The organism is Hymenobacter citatus (genome assembly GCF_014333615.1).
GTDB lineage: Bacteria > Bacteroidota > Bacteroidia > Cytophagales > Hymenobacteraceae > Hymenobacter > Hymenobacter citatus.
This window is the reverse complement of record NZ_JACSCY010000013.1, coordinates 113,903-128,892: the sequence shown is the minus strand read 5'-3', so window position 1 is coordinate 128,892 and position 14,990 is coordinate 113,903. Positions and strand designations below refer to the sequence as shown.

The 14,990-nt window shown below is 54.4% G+C and carries 13 protein-coding genes and 2 tRNA genes; 5 read left to right on the top strand and 10 right to left on the bottom strand.

Features of this window, described 5'->3' with window-relative positions; genetic code table 11:
- Positions 1–154 precede the first annotated feature (154 nt).
- Both H8B15_RS15645 and nusB read right to left on the bottom strand, forming a co-directional pair.
- Positions 155–466 carry a YtxH domain-containing protein gene (locus H8B15_RS15645; RefSeq protein WP_187320600.1) on the bottom strand — a complete coding sequence of 104 codons (312 nt, stop codon included), beginning with the start codon at positions 464–466 and terminating at the stop codon, positions 155–157.
- 136 nt (positions 467–602) lie between these two features.
- Positions 603–1,790: a transcription antitermination factor NusB gene (nusB, locus tag H8B15_RS15640; RefSeq protein WP_187320599.1), complete on the bottom strand. Its 1,188-nt coding sequence runs from the start codon at positions 1,788–1,790 to the stop codon at positions 603–605.
- Positions 1,791–2,173: 383 nt separating this feature from the next.
- Between nusB and H8B15_RS15635 the strand changes: the two genes are divergently transcribed.
- Positions 2,174–3,958: an ABC transporter transmembrane domain-containing protein gene (locus H8B15_RS15635; protein ID WP_187320598.1), complete on the top strand. Its 1,785-nt coding sequence runs from the start codon at positions 2,174–2,176 to the stop codon at positions 3,956–3,958.
- A 196-nt stretch (positions 3,959–4,154) separates the two neighbouring features.
- Here H8B15_RS15635 and H8B15_RS15630 read toward each other — a convergent pair whose 3' ends face one another.
- On the bottom strand, positions 4,155–4,532 hold the full coding sequence (locus tag H8B15_RS15630; RefSeq protein WP_187320597.1) for a T9SS type A sorting domain-containing protein: 378 nt from the start codon (positions 4,530–4,532) through the stop codon (positions 4,155–4,157).
- Positions 4,533–4,816: 284 nt separating this feature from the next.
- Between H8B15_RS15630 and H8B15_RS15625 the strand changes: the two genes are divergently transcribed.
- From H8B15_RS15625 to H8B15_RS15615, 3 genes are all read left to right on the top strand, one after another.
- Positions 4,817–4,890, top strand: a tRNA-Pro gene (locus tag H8B15_RS15625).
- A gap of 108 nt (positions 4,891–4,998) precedes the next feature.
- Positions 4,999–5,072 (top strand) — tRNA-Pro (locus H8B15_RS15620).
- A gap of 149 nt (positions 5,073–5,221) precedes the next feature.
- The gene (locus H8B15_RS15615) at positions 5,222–5,917 is read left to right on the top strand and encodes an outer membrane beta-barrel protein (protein ID WP_187320596.1); all 696 of its coding nucleotides are present in this window, start codon (positions 5,222–5,224) and stop codon (positions 5,915–5,917) included.
- A gap of 68 nt (positions 5,918–5,985) precedes the next feature.
- Here H8B15_RS15615 and H8B15_RS15610 read toward each other — a convergent pair whose 3' ends face one another.
- The 4 genes from H8B15_RS15610 to H8B15_RS15595 form a co-directional block, all read right to left on the bottom strand.
- Positions 5,986–6,510: a hypothetical protein gene (locus H8B15_RS15610; protein WP_187320595.1), complete on the bottom strand. Its 525-nt coding sequence runs from the start codon at positions 6,508–6,510 to the stop codon at positions 5,986–5,988.
- 102 nt (positions 6,511–6,612) lie between these two features.
- Entirely contained in the window at positions 6,613–8,313 is a 1,701-nt protein-coding gene (locus H8B15_RS15605; protein ID WP_187320628.1) for an ABC transporter ATP-binding protein, read from the bottom strand.
- 167 nt (positions 8,314–8,480) lie between these two features.
- Entirely contained in the window at positions 8,481–9,269 is a 789-nt protein-coding gene (truA, locus tag H8B15_RS15600; protein ID WP_187320594.1) for a tRNA pseudouridine(38-40) synthase TruA, read from the bottom strand.
- Between the two features lie 90 nt (positions 9,270–9,359).
- Positions 9,360–10,559, bottom strand: coding sequence for a thiolase family protein (locus H8B15_RS15595; RefSeq protein WP_187320593.1), 1,200 nt, complete (start codon positions 10,557–10,559; stop codon positions 9,360–9,362).
- Between the two features lie 92 nt (positions 10,560–10,651).
- On the opposite strand from H8B15_RS15595, the gene H8B15_RS15590 reads away from it, so the two are divergent.
- Positions 10,652–11,128 carry a DUF4293 domain-containing protein gene (locus H8B15_RS15590; RefSeq protein WP_187320592.1) on the top strand — a complete coding sequence of 159 codons (477 nt, stop codon included), beginning with the start codon at positions 10,652–10,654 and terminating at the stop codon, positions 11,126–11,128.
- A gap of 117 nt (positions 11,129–11,245) precedes the next feature.
- Here the strand turns inward: H8B15_RS15590 and H8B15_RS15585 are convergent, their stop codons facing one another.
- The 3 genes from H8B15_RS15585 to H8B15_RS15575 form a co-directional block, all read right to left on the bottom strand.
- Positions 11,246–12,169, bottom strand: a complete 924-nt coding sequence (locus H8B15_RS15585) for a proline and serine-rich protein 1 family protein (protein WP_187320591.1) — start codon at positions 12,167–12,169, stop codon at positions 11,246–11,248.
- A 198-nt stretch (positions 12,170–12,367) separates the two neighbouring features.
- Positions 12,368–14,305 carry a CHU_0125 family OmpA-like outer membrane integrity protein gene (locus H8B15_RS15580; protein ID WP_187320590.1) on the bottom strand — a complete coding sequence of 646 codons (1,938 nt, stop codon included), beginning with the start codon at positions 14,303–14,305 and terminating at the stop codon, positions 12,368–12,370.
- A gap of 128 nt (positions 14,306–14,433) precedes the next feature.
- Complete coding sequence (locus tag H8B15_RS15575) at positions 14,434–14,952, bottom strand: hypothetical protein (RefSeq protein ID WP_246455526.1); 519 nt, start codon at positions 14,950–14,952, stop codon at positions 14,434–14,436.
- Between the last annotated feature and the right edge of the window lie 38 nt (positions 14,953–14,990).

Sequence of the window (14,990 nt, the reverse complement as noted above, 5' to 3'; positions counted from 1 at the left end):
CGGCAAGCTGCTAGGCCGGCCGGTGGTTGGCCGGAGAGCCTACCTGGTTAGGGGTAGACACAAAGAAACAAAGGAGCGGATGAAGGAACGAGGAAGGCGGACACTAGTACCGGTTTCTCATTCCTTCATCCGCTCCTTTTGCAGGGTAGGGCGCTTAAATCGTTTTGCGCGAGTTGATTTGGTTGATCAGCTGGTCGACGTCGCCGAGCAGCTGTTCGGCTTTGGTTTTGGCGTCCTGAATCACGCGCTGGCCTTCCGATTTGGCCGACATTGGGCCGGCGTCTACCCGGCTGGTCACCAGGTTTTCGGTGAGGTCGGCCAGGGTTTCGCGGTAGCGCTCCAGCTGGTAGCTAAACCAGCTGCGCACCTCGCGGCCTTTCTCGGGGGCGTATAGTATACCAAATACGGCGCCGGTGAGGGCACCGCCGGCAAAGCACAGAATACCAGTGGTGGTTTTGCTGCTCATATTAGGTGAGGAGTTGGAGTAGAAGGGTGGAAAAAGCGGCGTTTTGTTTCCTGTTGGTACGAAAAACGTAAACTTAACGATGGGATTGAGACAAAAAACGTGCGCTTCTCGCTTTTTTCGCCCTTTCAGACAGAATCTACTGGTTATCAAGCAAGCCCCTACCCGACTTGCGGATGGCGCCGCTAGCCGTGAGGTCCTGCGCCAGCTTGTCCAAGATGCCGTTCACGAACTGCTTGCTCTTAGGCGTGCTATACAGCTTGCTGATTTCGATGTACTCGTTGATGGTCACTTTTACCGGAATGCTGCGGAACAGGTGCATCTCGCACAGGGCCATTTTCAGGATAATCTTATCCAGCAAAGCCACGCGCTCCACATCCCAGTTCTGCACCGATTCGGCAATCAGCTTTTCGTAGCGCTCGTCTTCGTCCAAGGTATGGCGATAGAGCGTCTGGGCAAACTCCTTGTCGTCCTGCCAGTTGGCCGACAACGACATTAGCTCTAGGTTCTCATCGGCGGCTTCGTCCAGCATTTTCACCGTCTTCAGCGTCAGGTTCTTCACCACCGGGCGGTTTTCCTCCCAGTTCAGATCATCCTCTTCCAACTGGCGCGGCAGCTCCTCGCCTTTGAACACATAGGTTTTGTAGAGGTATTTCAGAAACTCCTGGTCGGCGGCGTAGTCGCCGGCCGGGGCTGCCAGGTAGCTCAGCACCTCCGCATCCTGCTTTATTTCGTTGCGCCAGGCGGTACGCAGGGCTTCCATTTCCTCCTCGCCGTTCCAGAGCAGCTTGCGCCGGATGGTGAGGTCTTGCAGCTGCTTGTTGTTGATGAGCTTTTGCACGGCCTGGTTTTGCTCTAGGCGGGTCGTGTCCAGCGGAGCATCTTTGGGCGCCGTGAAGCGGCGGTTGCCGCGCTCCTGCTCCTCTTCCAGCACCCGCAGCAGCGCCGCCGGTAGGTTCAGCAGGTGAATATACTGGTCATGAATGCTCTCGGCATTGTGCACCAGCTGGCCGCCGTAGAAGTTGCCGTCCTTGGTTTTCTGCTGCTGGTAATACTTCATGGCATCGCGCACAGCCTCGTGCACGTCGGCATCGTCGGGCTGCTGCTCCGGCTCACTGCCGGTTTTGTGCCACTCTTTGAAGATTACTTCGGCCAGCTTACGCTGCCCTTGCAGCTTGCGCCGGTCCTGGGGCTCGGGCGAGTTCAGATCGGGCGCAAAGGCCTCCGCGATGCGGTCATTTGCCAACAAAAAATCAGATCCTACGGCCTGGTGGTAGGCATACAGGGCCTGCATGACTTTAATGCGGAGCGTGCGTCGGTTGAGCATTGTATGAAAATGAAATCAGCACCATTTATGCTGATCTTGATGAGGTTGAGAATCTGAGCGAAAAGCGGGACGGGGTAGGTATCTTTGAGCAGTAAACTGCTCGGAGCGTATACGCAGCGCCTACCAGAACAGTGCGGCCATCCTACCCTTCGCGGGGTGTTAAACGTACGCATCGTGGAGGTACAGCGCCCCGCAATTCGGGCGCAAAAGTACCGGTTTTTTCCGATTAAGGCTAGTCAGCGCGTATCTTTCCTACCTGTTTAGAAGTTTGGCAGCTAGCCGATTAGCCTCGGCCATACCCAACTTACCGGGCATCCCGAAAACCGTTTGCCTGCTTTTTAACTTTCTACTACTCAAACTGCTAAACCACTTCCCTCCTACCCGTGAGTGCCCTCTCCGCTACCAATAAGTACCTGTTTCGTTACAAATGGCATTTCCTCGGCGGCGTGCTGTTTGTGGCCCTGAGCACGCTGCTGGCCATTTTTCCGGCCCAAATCGTGCGCTACGCCTTCGACCTCGTGAGCGAGGGCATCGACCTCTACCACCTCTATGCCGGCACCGAGGCGCAAAGCAGCGTGTATAAGCTATTCGGGCGTAACGTGCTGCTCTACGGCATTTTGATTATCCTGCTGGCCGTGTTACGCGGCATTTTTCTGTTCTACACGCGGCAAACACTCATCGTGATGTCGCGCCTGATTGAGAATGACCAGAAGAACGAAATCTTTCAGCACTATCAATCCCTACCCCTCTCCTTCTACCGCCGCCACAGCACCGGCGACCTGATGTCGCGCATTTCTGAGGACGTGGGGCGCGTGCGCATGTACATTGGGCCAGCTATTATGTACTTCTTGCAACTGGTCATCCTGTTTGTGCTCATTGTGCCGCTCATGCTGATGGTGAACGTGAAGCTGACTGTGTATACGCTCCTACCCCTACCCATCCTAAGCGTCAGCATCTTCTACATCAACAACATCATTCAGCGCAAATCCGACGAAATTCAACGTTCCCTGGCCGGCATGACCACGTTTGTGCAGGAGGCCTTTTCGGGCATTCGGGTGTTGAAGTCGTTTGTGCGCGAGGAAGACTCGCACCGGCAGTTCACGGTAGCCAGCGAGAATTATAAGGAGAAATCGTTGAGTTTGAACTTTGTGAACTCGCTGTTTTTCCCGCTGATTCTATTCTTGGTAGGCCTCAGCACCATCATCACCGTATGGGTAGGCGGCCAGGAGGTAATCCGCGGCACCATCACTACGGGTAGCATCGCGGAGTTCCTGATTTACGTGAACCTGCTTACCTGGCCCGTGACGGCCCTGGGCTGGACGTCGTCGTTGGTGCAGCGTGCCGAGGCCTCACAGGCCCGCATCAACGAGTTTCTGCACGAGAAAACGGATATTATTTCCCACCATAATGTGCAGCGCGAAATACAGGGTGACATCGTATTCGACCACGTGTCGTTCACCTACCCCGACACCGGCATTGAAGCTCTGCGCGACGTGTCGTTCCGCATCCGGCCAGGGCAAACGCTCGCAGTCATCGGTAATACCGGCTCGGGCAAAAGCACTGTGGCGGCCCTTCTTTGCCGCCTCTATGATGTGACGCAGGGCACAATTACTGTAGACGCTACCGACGTGCGCGACTACGCCCTCACGTCGCTGCGCAGCCAGATTGGCTACGTGCCGCAGGACGTGTTCCTGTTCTCCGACACCATCCGCAATAACATCAACTTCGGCCTCGATAATCCCAACGAGGAGCGCATGAGGCAAGCCGCTCAAGACGCCAATGTGTACGACAATATTGTACAGTTTCCGGAGGGGTTTGATACGAAACTAGGCGAACGGGGCATTACGCTCTCGGGCGGGCAAAAGCAGCGTGTGAGCATTGCGCGGGCATTAGTAAAGGAGCCCAGGATTCTGATTCTGGACGACTCACTTTCGGCCGTAGATACCAACACCGAAAACGCCATCCTCAACAGCCTGCAACGGGTAATGGAGAACCGTACCAGCCTTATCATCTCCCACCGCGTCAGCTCCGTGAAGCTGGCCGACGAAATTCTGGTGCTCGACGACGGCCAGATTGTGCAACACGGCACCCACGACGTCCTCATGGCCGAAACCGACGGCTTATACCGCGCCCTCTACGAACGCCAGCTGCAAAGCGAAGAGGCGTAGGTAGATAGTGAAATGGTGAGGGGTGAGATGGTGAGTTAAAAAATGTGCGTGTCATCCTGAGCAAAGCGAAGGACCTTATCACGTTGGAACGAGTCGCTAATACGATAATCGTTCAACTGCCATAAGGTCCTTCGCTTTACCCAGGATGACACGCACATTTTTTAACTCACCATCTCACCCCTCACCATTTCACCACTCACTGCCCCAGGTGCACACGGCGGACGCCGCTTCGTTCGCCGCTGGTGCAACGCACTATGTAGAAACCAGAGGGTAGGCGACTCACGTCGATGTTAGCGGCTTTGTCGCCCGAAATCATATCTTTTGTCAACACAGGCCGGCCTTCGTCGTCGTTGATTTCTACTCGAACTGGACCAGGCACGTCTGTGCGCACGGTCAGGCGCTTGCTAACGGGATTTATCTCTGCTTTCACTTTTACAGCGTCAGAAGAAGATGCTGGGGCTTCCATTTTATCCGTTACCAAGGCAACCGGTTCGGGTACACTCTTGGGTGCAGTTGCTACCGGCTTGGTGGCTGTTTGGGCATTAGCAGTGGTAGCCAACACTAAACAGAGCATACTCGCTAGCATTGATATAACTATTTTCATATCGGTTTTTGCGTTAAACATGTACAACTATAACTCAAAAGCAAAAGTACGAATTGTATTTATTCGCGACTTCAAAGACTACTGAGCTTTCTCTATCAACAGCAAAACCATTGCCAAGAATAACTATCATCTAACTATCTAATTCCCAACATGTCGCTAGCCTACCTGCTCTTAAATGCAAAAATAAGCATTTATTTTCTTCCAAATATTGCGGCAATATCAAATCTTCTCTTACCTTTGCAGCTCAATTCTATCGGGGTGTAGCGTAGCCTGGTATCGCGCCAGCATGGGGTGCTGGAGGTCGTAGGTTCGAATCCTGCCACTCCGACAGAAGAGCTTCCGGCTCGAAAAGCCGCCGAACCTTGGTTCGGCGGCTTTTTTCGGCCGCTAGCAAAAATTTCCTGACTAGTTGGATGCCTATGCTGCACCAGCAACTCGGGGTGTAGCGCAGCCCGGTAGCGCGCGTCGTTCGGGACGACGAGGCCGTAGGTTCGAATCCTGCCACCCCGACTTTTCTTTTTATTCCGGCTATAAAGAACGGCCCGCTAAGCGTAATGCTTAGCGGGCCGTTCTTATTTAAAATACTATATACATATATTTTACAATATACTTTCTGAAGGATCGTTAGTGGTAGTATATATTCATCAAATTTTCTCTTTATGAAAAAAATAATCCTGAGTGCTGCTTTACTTAGTGGAGCTTCACTCAATGCATATTCTCAAATTTCTGCCGGGACTGTCTCAATAGGAGGTGGTGTTAATTACGGAAGATCAACTACTAAGAATGAGATACCACCAGCAACTGTAGGCGTCAATGACAATTACACTTCGTCTTCATTAAGTATACAACCAATTGCAAGCTATTTTATAAGCGAAAACTTATCCATAGGGATAAATACAGGTATTAATATTAACAGATATAAACAAGCTCAATTTGGCCGTTACAACAATCCAAGTCAATTTTTTGACCGCACATATAATAGAAAAGAACGTGTAGTGTCTTTAGGACCTGTTGCGCGTTACTACAGATTTATAAACGATAAATTTGCGGTGTATGGACAACTTGGTGCTGGCTATACAAATAATTATTTCAGTATTCATGATTACGATTATTTCAACAACTCTGTAATAGTTAGCAATAATGGTCGCTCACAGGGGTTTTATGCTAATTTTTCTCCTGGAATTACTTTCTTTCCAGTAAAAAAAATAGGTATAGAGCTTTCCGTAGGTGGTTTAAATTATAATTGTGTCACACAAAAGAAAGATGGATTCAGATCATCTAATAGCTATTTCTATACAAATTTTGGTTTAAGCTCTCTATTCTTAGGAGGGTCTATTTATTTAGGTCGCAGCTAACAAATACCTCCTAAGCAGACGGCCCCAACAGGATATCCTGTTGGGGCCGTCTGCTTAGGAGGTATTTGTTATTTTACTAATGCTATTACCTCTGCCGGTGCATCAACTGGAAACTGTTCCAAATAGATTTTAGCCGAAGTTAGCTTCTGCTCTTGCATAAAATTCTTCACACCCGAATAGAGCTTATCCGGCGCTACCATATAGCTGGCGTCTATGCGCGCCTGCACTACGCGCTGCCCGGCTGGGAACGTGCGGTAGCGGTAGTCAGCGGGTAGCTTTTGGGAGGTAGTATCGGCTACTACTAGGCCCACGAAAGCCCGCACGGTATCGTCGGAGGCTTCGGGGTCGCTGTAGTAGATGTTACCTAGGGCGCCGCGCAGTTGGCCATTGTCTAGCGCCTGTTGAGCCTGCCGGAACAGCGGGCCAAACTCGGCGCTATTTGCTTTGCCTTCGAAATAGCGACCAGCCAGATAAATGGGCTGCGTAGTAGTCGTGAGTTGTACATCTGGACTGCGGAAACCACCCAGGTAGGCATACCACACGGCCACGCTTAACGATACAAGTAACAGCCCTAAAAAAAGCCAACGAGTCATAAGAGGTGAAATTATAAGGTGTTGAGTAGTGAGTTTGTGCTCTGATGGGGCAGCTTACAAAATAGAGCAAGAAAAACGTCAAACTTACTACTCACCATTTCACTACTCATTGACATACTGCATCTGGTAGAGTTGGGCGTAGAAACCACCGCGGCGCAACAGCTCTTCGTGCGTGCCGGACTCCTGAATCTCGCCCCGATCCAGCACAATGATGCGGTCGGCTTTTTGAATGGTGCTGAGGCGGTGGGCAATAACCAGCGAGGTGCGGCCTTCCATCAGTTTGTCAATGGCCTCCTGGATCAGCTCTTCGGTTTCGGAATCGACGGAGGACGTGGCCTCATCCAGAATGATAATGCGCGGCTGGTAGACCATGGCGCGCACAAAGGAAATCAGCTGGCGCTGGCCGACGGAGAGAGTAGCACCGCGTTCCATCACCTGATAGTGCAAGCCACCGGGTAGGCGCTCGATAAAGCGACGGGCACCCACCAACTCGGCAGCTTCCCAAATCTGCTCCTCCGTAATATCCTTGTTACCGAGCGTGATGTTATCGGCAATGGAGCCGGCAAACAAGAACACGTCCTGCAACACTACCCCAATTTGCTGGCGCAGGGCCTTCAAGTCGTACTCATGCAGGTCGTGACCATCGATACTGATGGTGCCTTTGTTGATGTCGTAGAAGCGGGAGAGCAAGTTGATGATGCTGGTTTTGCCCGCGCCGGTAGCACCTACAAATGCGATGGTCTGACCGGCTTTCACCTCAAAGTTGATATCCTTGAGCACGTAGTTTTCCTCGTTGTAGGCAAACCACACGTGGTCGAAGCGCACGTCGCCACGCAGGGTAGTGGGCAGGTAGGTACCGTTATCGGCAATTAGTTCTTTGCTGTCCAGGAGTTTCAGCAGACGCTCTGTGCTTACCAAGCCGAGCTGCAACGTATTGAAACGGTCGGCAATCTGGCGTATAGGTCTAAAGAACAAGCTATTATAGAGGATAAAAGCAATCAGGGCTCCTTTGGTTATGGTACCCTCAATCTGTCCTTGCGCTGCGTACCATACCAGCAGTCCGATACCCACGGCACCCAATACCTCAGCTACAGGGTAGTACACCGAATAGTAGAGCACCGATTTGATGTTGGCGCGGGTGTGCTCCTGGTTTATTTTCTCAAACTTTTGCTGTTCGCGGGCTTCGTTATTGAAAATCTGCACCACGCTCATGCCCGTGAGGTGCTCCTGCACGAAGGAGTTGAGGCTGGCCACGGCCGTGCGTACCTCCTGAAATGACTTTTTCACCTTCTCTTTGAACACATAGGTGCTGAACAGCAACGGCGGAATCACAGACAAGCTTACCAGCGTCAGGCGCCAATCGATGTAAAACATAAAGGCGATGATGAACACCAGCTGCAATATGTCGCCAATCATGGCCGCCAGTCCTTCGCTGAACACGTCGGACAGCGTTTCTACGTCGGAGATGTTGCGCGTTACGAGCACGCCGATGGGTGTGCGGTCAAAAAACTTCAGGCGTAAATCGAGAATGTGCTTGTAGAGGTCTACCCGGATATCGCGCACAATGTACTGGCCCAGCCAGCCGCCATAGTAGGTTTGTAGGTAACTAACCAGTGTATGGCCAACGAGCAGCACAATCAACCAAGTGAACATACGGTTCACGCCAGTCATGTCGCCCTGGTCGATACTGACATCGACCATTTTCTGAATCAGAAAGGGCCGTAAAGTGCCCAGGGCCGCCGTAGCAACCGTCAGAAAGATGAGGAAATAGAAGACGCGTCGGTAGGGTCGCACGTACGCCATCAGCCGGCTCAGCACCTGCCAATCGAAGATATTGCCGGTTTTGGTGGCAGTAGTGGTTTGCTCCACGGAATATAAACTTGAAGGGGAATCGATTAGCTAACCAGTAGTATACGGGGAAGGTTATGGGTTGCTATGGGATGCGAGTGAATACGTTTGTCATCCTGAGCCTACCCCGCAAAATACGGCAACCCTGTGGGCAGCAGCTCCGCGGGCACCAACTCTGCCGGATACTCCACCCGGCACAGAAATAGCCCCTGCGCCTTGGCAGCGCCGCTAGCGTGCACCCGGTTCAGCGACTCAAACACCTGCCGAAACTCGTTGGGTGTCAGCTTGCCTTTGCCTACCGTGAGCAGAGTGCCTACCACCAGCCGCACCATGCCCCGCACAAAGCGGTTGGCCCGGATGCGGAACACCACGCCACCCGGTGTGGGGTGCCAGCCAGCCTCATAGCAAAGGCAACGGTAGTGCTTTTCGCTGCCGCCTACCTTAGAAAAGCTGGTAAAATCATGGTCGCCGATGAGGGCGGCAGCGGCCTCGTTCATAGCGGCTACGTCGGGGGCGCGGTCGAGGTAGAGGGCGTGGGGGGCGGCAAAGGGGTCGGGCACGAGGCGCACGTGGTACTCATAGGTGCGTATCCGCGCGTCGAAGCGGGCATGCGCGGTGGGTGGCACCGGATGCACGAGGTAGCCGCGCACATCGGCGGGCAGGGCACGGTTGAGGCGGTAGAGCAGCGTATCGAGGTCGAGGCCCGCAGGCAACACCGCATCGAAGTGCGCTACCTGATGGCTGGCGTGCACCCCCGAATCGGTGCGGCCACTGCCCAGCGAGTACACCGGCTGCCGCAGCACCTGCGACAGGCACCGGTCCAGCTCCTGCTGCACCGTGAGCGTGCCCGGCTGAATCTGCCACCCATGAAAGCGCGTGCCGTCGTAGGCAAGATGAAGAAAGTAGCGCAAGGCAATGTGCTGATGTCTGATGAGTTGATGTTCTGAACCGTTTAACTCAGAAGCATCAACTCATCAGCACATCAATTATCAGCAAATTAATTACAGCTTCTCGTAAATGGCCGAAGCGCCTTGCCCCACCCCTACGCACATGGTCACGAGGCCGTAGCGGACGTTTTCGCGGCGCTGCATCTCGTGCAGCAGCGTGGCTGTGATGCGGGCGCCGGCGCAGCCCAGGGGGTGCCCAATGGCAATACTGCCACCGTTCACGTTCACCTTAGCGGGGTCTAAGTCTAGGTCGCGCATGCAGGCAATGCTCTGAGCGGCAAAAGCTTCGTTCAACTCAATCAGATCAATGTCGTTCATGGTCAATCCAGCGCGCTGGAGCACTTTCTGAGTAGCCGGCACCGGCCCGATACCCATATAGGCCGGATCAACGCCTGCCACGGCTGAGGCCACAATGCGGGCCATTGGTTTCAGGTTGTAGCGCTTCAAAGCCTCTTCACTTACGACCAACACGGCAGCGGCACCATCGTTGATGCCCGCCGAGTTGCCAGCCGTTACGGTGCCATTTTCGATGAAGGCCGGCCGTAGAGTAGCTAGCTTTTCCATGCTCGATAGGCGCGGGTGCTCGTCGGTATCAAACAAAGCCGTATCGCCTTTGGGCTGCGCAATGAACACGGGTACAATCTCCTTGCGGAAACGACCTTTCTCATAGGCGTGCTTGTATTTGCGCTGGGTGTCATAAGCAAACTGGTCCTGCTCTTCACGCGTGATGCCGTACTTAGCAGCCACGTGCTCAGCGGTTTCGCCCATAGTGTAGGGCAAGTGCATGGCCGAGAGCTTGGGGTTCACAAAGCGCCAGCCCAGGGTAGTGTCGTGGGCGGTGAAGTCGCGGCCGAACGCCGTAACGGACTTCGCCATCACAAAGGGCGCACGGGTCATGTTTTCCGAGCCACCCGCCAGATACACGTCGCCCTCACCGGCTCGAATAGCCCGGAACGAGTCCATAATGCTTTGCAAGCCCGAAGCACAAAGGCGGTTCACGGTGTTGCCGGGTACCGACAGAGGTAGACCAGCCAGCAGGGCGGCCATGCGAGCCACGTTGCGGTTGTCTTCGCCAGCCTGGTTAGCGGCGCCCATAATTACGTCTTCAATGGCGGCAGGCTCGATGCTTTTATTGCGGCGCATCAGCTCGCGCAGGACGTGCGCGGCCATATCATCGGGGCGGACGCTGCTAAGTGCGCCGCCAAATTTACCAATCGGGGTGCGGACGGCGTCCACGATATATGCTTGAGACATCAGAAGGGTTGTGCGGTTATTCCGGTCGTTGTTGGCTACTTTTGCGGCTTCGGTACCTGTTAGCACCCGCCCAAAACTGTTCAACTACAAAGATGATACAAAGAATTCAAAGCGTATTCCTGCTTTTGCTAGCCCTGGCAATGGGCAGCGTTTTATTTCTACCAATCTGGAGCAAAACCGACCCTACCACTGGGCAACACCTCGTGCTCACGGCCTTCGAGCTAGGCTATGCCCCCTCCGACCCGGGCATGTCCGTCTCTACCAACACCTGGCCTATTGCGGCGCTGGCTGCGGCCGCCTCGGCTATAGCTTTCATCGAGATTTTCCAGTACCGCAGCCGTCTGCGACAGTTGCAGCTGGGCCTGCTGAACCTGTTGTTCATGCTCGGCACCATTGGCACCAGCTATTACTACTCTACCCTAGGCGAGCAAATGCTGAACCTGAAACTCACGGGCAGTTTTCATGCCGGCTTCTACCTCCCTACCTTGGCGCTGCTGCTAAATATCCTGGCCAACCGCTTTATCCGGCGCGACGAGCAACTAGTGCGCAGCATGGACCGCCTGCGGTAAGTGGTGAAATTTTGAAATGGTGAGTAGTGAGTTTTAAGCTGCTACCCACGCCAAACAGCAAGGGCTTCTGCGATACGCAGAAGCCCTTGCTGTTTGTATTAATTCCCTATCTCAGCCCTACTGACTATTGCCGCTCAGACGTTGCAACTCCTGAATGCTGGCTTCGAAGTCGAAGACATCATACACACGGCTGAAATTCTGCGGGTCGGCTACGTAAGGGTAGGCGTATTTGGCCAGCGTCAGGCGGGAGCCTTCCATGCTGAGCGTTTGGAGCAGACGCACCAAGTCATTGCTCTGGATGCTGGCTTGGTTGATGGTCTGGCGGGCCAGGCTGAGCCGGGTTTCGTCGGAAGCCGTGCGCTGCATCGACTCAGCAAGACTCGTTATTTCTGTTGCCATGAGCGAGCGGTAACGGAGGGCGTTGTTGTAGCTGCCGCTGCCGGGGTAATTGGGGGTAGGGCTACCTGCTTGGTTAGGATAGGGCGCATTAGGCGCCTGGTACGAATCGTTGGGCTGGTTGCTTGCATTTGGTGGGTAGCCGTGGCCGCCGGGGTAGGCCGCACCCGGTACTGGTTGTGGTGCGGGGCTAGCATTAGGGTAGGCATTGCCGTTACGACGGTAGCCATAGTCGTCGGGGTACTGGCCGTAGGGTGTGGCGGGTGGGTAGGGCATTGCCTCCCCAATGCTATACCCGCGCCGGATGGGCGCTTCCGCCACTTTTCGCAGCTGCAACCCATAGCCGGGGCGCGCCAGCAGCACATAGCTGCTTTCCAGGCCAGGGTCGAGGAGCACGCGGGTGCGATAAGCTACCACCCGCCCGTAGCCGGTCGGAATCAGAAACTCGGCCCAGTGAAAACCTGATGCCAGACGGTCGATGCGCACGGCACGGGCACCGGGCTGCGTAAGCGGGCGACCATCAAAAATCAGCTGAAACGCCACGCCGCGCTCCGACGAGAAGTTGACTACGGCCGGCGCTGCGTGTAGCTTTCCGCCTAACAACAAGAGCAGTAGCAAAGCAAAAGCAGAGAGCAGCTTTTTCATGGCAGTAGAGAATAAGGAGAGGAGAAGGGAGAGCAGACTGCAAAACAATTACGTGCTATAAAAGCCAAGTATTGTGCCAGAAGCGACTTTCTTTTTCAACGATGCATTAGAGCCTTACTTGCCTTATAGCTGAACTAAAAATACAAAAAGTCTCGACAGTTTGCCGAGACTTTTTTCTGGTAATGAATAACTTACCTCTTATTCGGCGATACGCGTCACCTTAAACTCAGTACGGCGGTTCTGCTGATATTCGGCCTCCGTTTTGGCATTTTTGATTACAGGTCGGGTTTCGCCGTATCCTTTGGCCGTCACGCGGCTGGCATCAATGCCCTTCGACACAATATAGTCCACAGCCGACTGCGCCCGGCGTTGCGAAAGGGCCATGTTGTAGGCGTCTTTACCCCGCGAGTCGGTGTGGGAGCTGAGTTCGATGGTAATTTTTGGATTGTCTGTCAGCGTTTCTACCAGCTTGTCCAACTCCACAGCCGCATCCGGCCGGATATCGGCTTTGTCGTAATCGTAGAAAATATTCTCTACCACAATGGCCTTATTTTTCACAATCTCCGTCAGCGTCAGCGTCACCGGAATACGAATTTCCGTTAGGTCGTTGGTGAGCTGGTCCTGCGGGGGACGCTTGCCTACCGTTGTCACGCCCTGGCGCGCCGTAAAGTAGCCCGAGCGCTCGGCCACCAGCGAGTAGGCCGTGGCCGAATCCAGCTTCAAGCTGAACTTGCCATTGGCGTCGGCCGTCACGTCTTGTAGTTTCTGCCCTCTTGCGTACACCGCCACTGGTTCGCCACCAAGGGGCTGCACAGCGCCACCGCTAGCTGGGCGCGTCTGCACGGTACCATCCACGAAAAAGACTACCTCCTTAAACAGGTTGCGTTTAAAGGAGTAGAGGTCGTCGGCTCCCTGTCCGCCGCTGCGGTCTGAGGCAAACAAGCCCGTCGTGTTGGTGAGTAGGTAGGGCGCAAAGTCGTCCCCAGGGCTGTTGATGGGTGCGCCCAAGTTCTTGACTTTGCCCTTCTCCACCACAAAAATATCGAGCTTGCCTAAGCCGGCGTGGCCATCAGAGGAGAAGTAGAGCGAGCCATCGGGCGCTACGGCCGGGAAGCTCTCATTGCCGGGTGTGTTGATTTGTTCTCCCAGGTTTTCGGGCGGCGAGAAACGACCGTTTTCGCTTAGCGCTGCCTTGTACAAATCGGTACCGCCCTGCCCACCGCTGCGGCTGGAGGCGAAGTAGAGCGTTTTGCCATCAGGCGAGAACATGGGCGAAAAGTCGTCGGCCGAGCGGCTGTTGAGGCCCCGTGCCAGTTCCGGCTCCGTCCAGGCTCCGTTCTGGTAGGCCGACATATATAAGTCAACGCTTTGCAGGCCGAGTTTCGCCTGCTTTTTGGTACCGTTGTTGGAACGCGCAAACACCATAAAGCGCCCGTCGGGCGTGTAGGTGGCGCTAGCCTCGTGCATGTCGGAGGTGTTGATGGGGGCCGCCAGCTTGCGTACGGTACCGCCACTCATCGTATTCTCGTCATCAAACTTGATGGCATACAAGTCATTAAACCCTAACCCATTGCCCAAGTACGTTTTGCCTTCCCTACCCGACGCAAACACCAGTTCCTTGGTCTGGGGCATGAAAGCGGCGCCGAACTCAGAGGAAGCTGAATTCAGCTGGGCCACGGGCTGCACCTCATCGCGGGTGCGGGTAGCGGCCAACTCCTGGCTCAGCTTACTATTCTTGGCTTCTAGCTCGGCGCGAGCTACCAATGTGCGGTTGCTGCCATTTTCAGCGTAGGCCGCGAAGCGTTGCGCGGCTTCGTCGTAGTTGCCATTGGTTTTCAGGGCCAATGCGTAATAAAATGGCGCATCGGCACTACGCACTTTGGCATCGAGGGCAGCTTTATAGTACGGCTCTGCTTCGCCTATGCGGTTTGAGAGGCGGTACGACTCGGCAATGCGCAGATTGGCATACCCTGCGTTGCGCCCTTTTGCCAAGTCCTTCTTGTATAGCTCAATAGCCGGCTCGTATTCGCCGCGCGTAAAACGCTTATCAGCCTTGCTCCCACCGCCCGCCGTAGCGCAGCCACCCAGTAATCCCGCCGAACCGGCTACAGCACACAAGTAAATAAGTTTTCGCATGGATAGATTGCCGGTAGGCAAGAAATAAGAGAGGAAAGCCGACTGATTAGCGCGGCTTAGACAAGTATACTAGGTTTTGGGAGAAATAGCGCGGACATAACCCAGCACCTGACTGCTTTACTTTCGCATTATTTCTCCGCAAAATACCGCGCTAGCCATGTTTCGGCAGCCGGCGCGGGCCATGCTTGTGCCAGCTGCGCGTGCCGGGCAATGGTATTGTCGAAGTAAGGCGTATCGGGACGGAGCTGGCCTTCAGCCACAGCCGTACGTAGCTCACGCCGATCAAGCAAGCGCACCTCGCCATCGACTAGAAACGCCAGCCGCGACTTTTCCAGCAACTCTACGCCTAAAGCGGCTTCCAGCTCACGCACAAACCGCACGGAGGCATCAATGGAGCACCCGCTGGCATCGGCCACGGCTTCGTCTAGACCAATAACCAGAAACTGGTGGTGCAAAATGGCAGCTGAGGCATGCAAGGTGCGGCCGTGGCTGGTCCAGGCGGTGGCAAACTGCGCCAGAGCGGGCTGCACACGCAGTAGCTCGGCATCAGTCAGAGGTCGGTTGGCCTGGTATATCCAGATGCGCGCCTCGGGCGGCAGTTGGTCGAAGGAAACGTACATAAGCGAAGTAGCAAAAGCGGTGCTCATATAACGTACACCGCTCGTTTTTATTGACAAAGTAACAG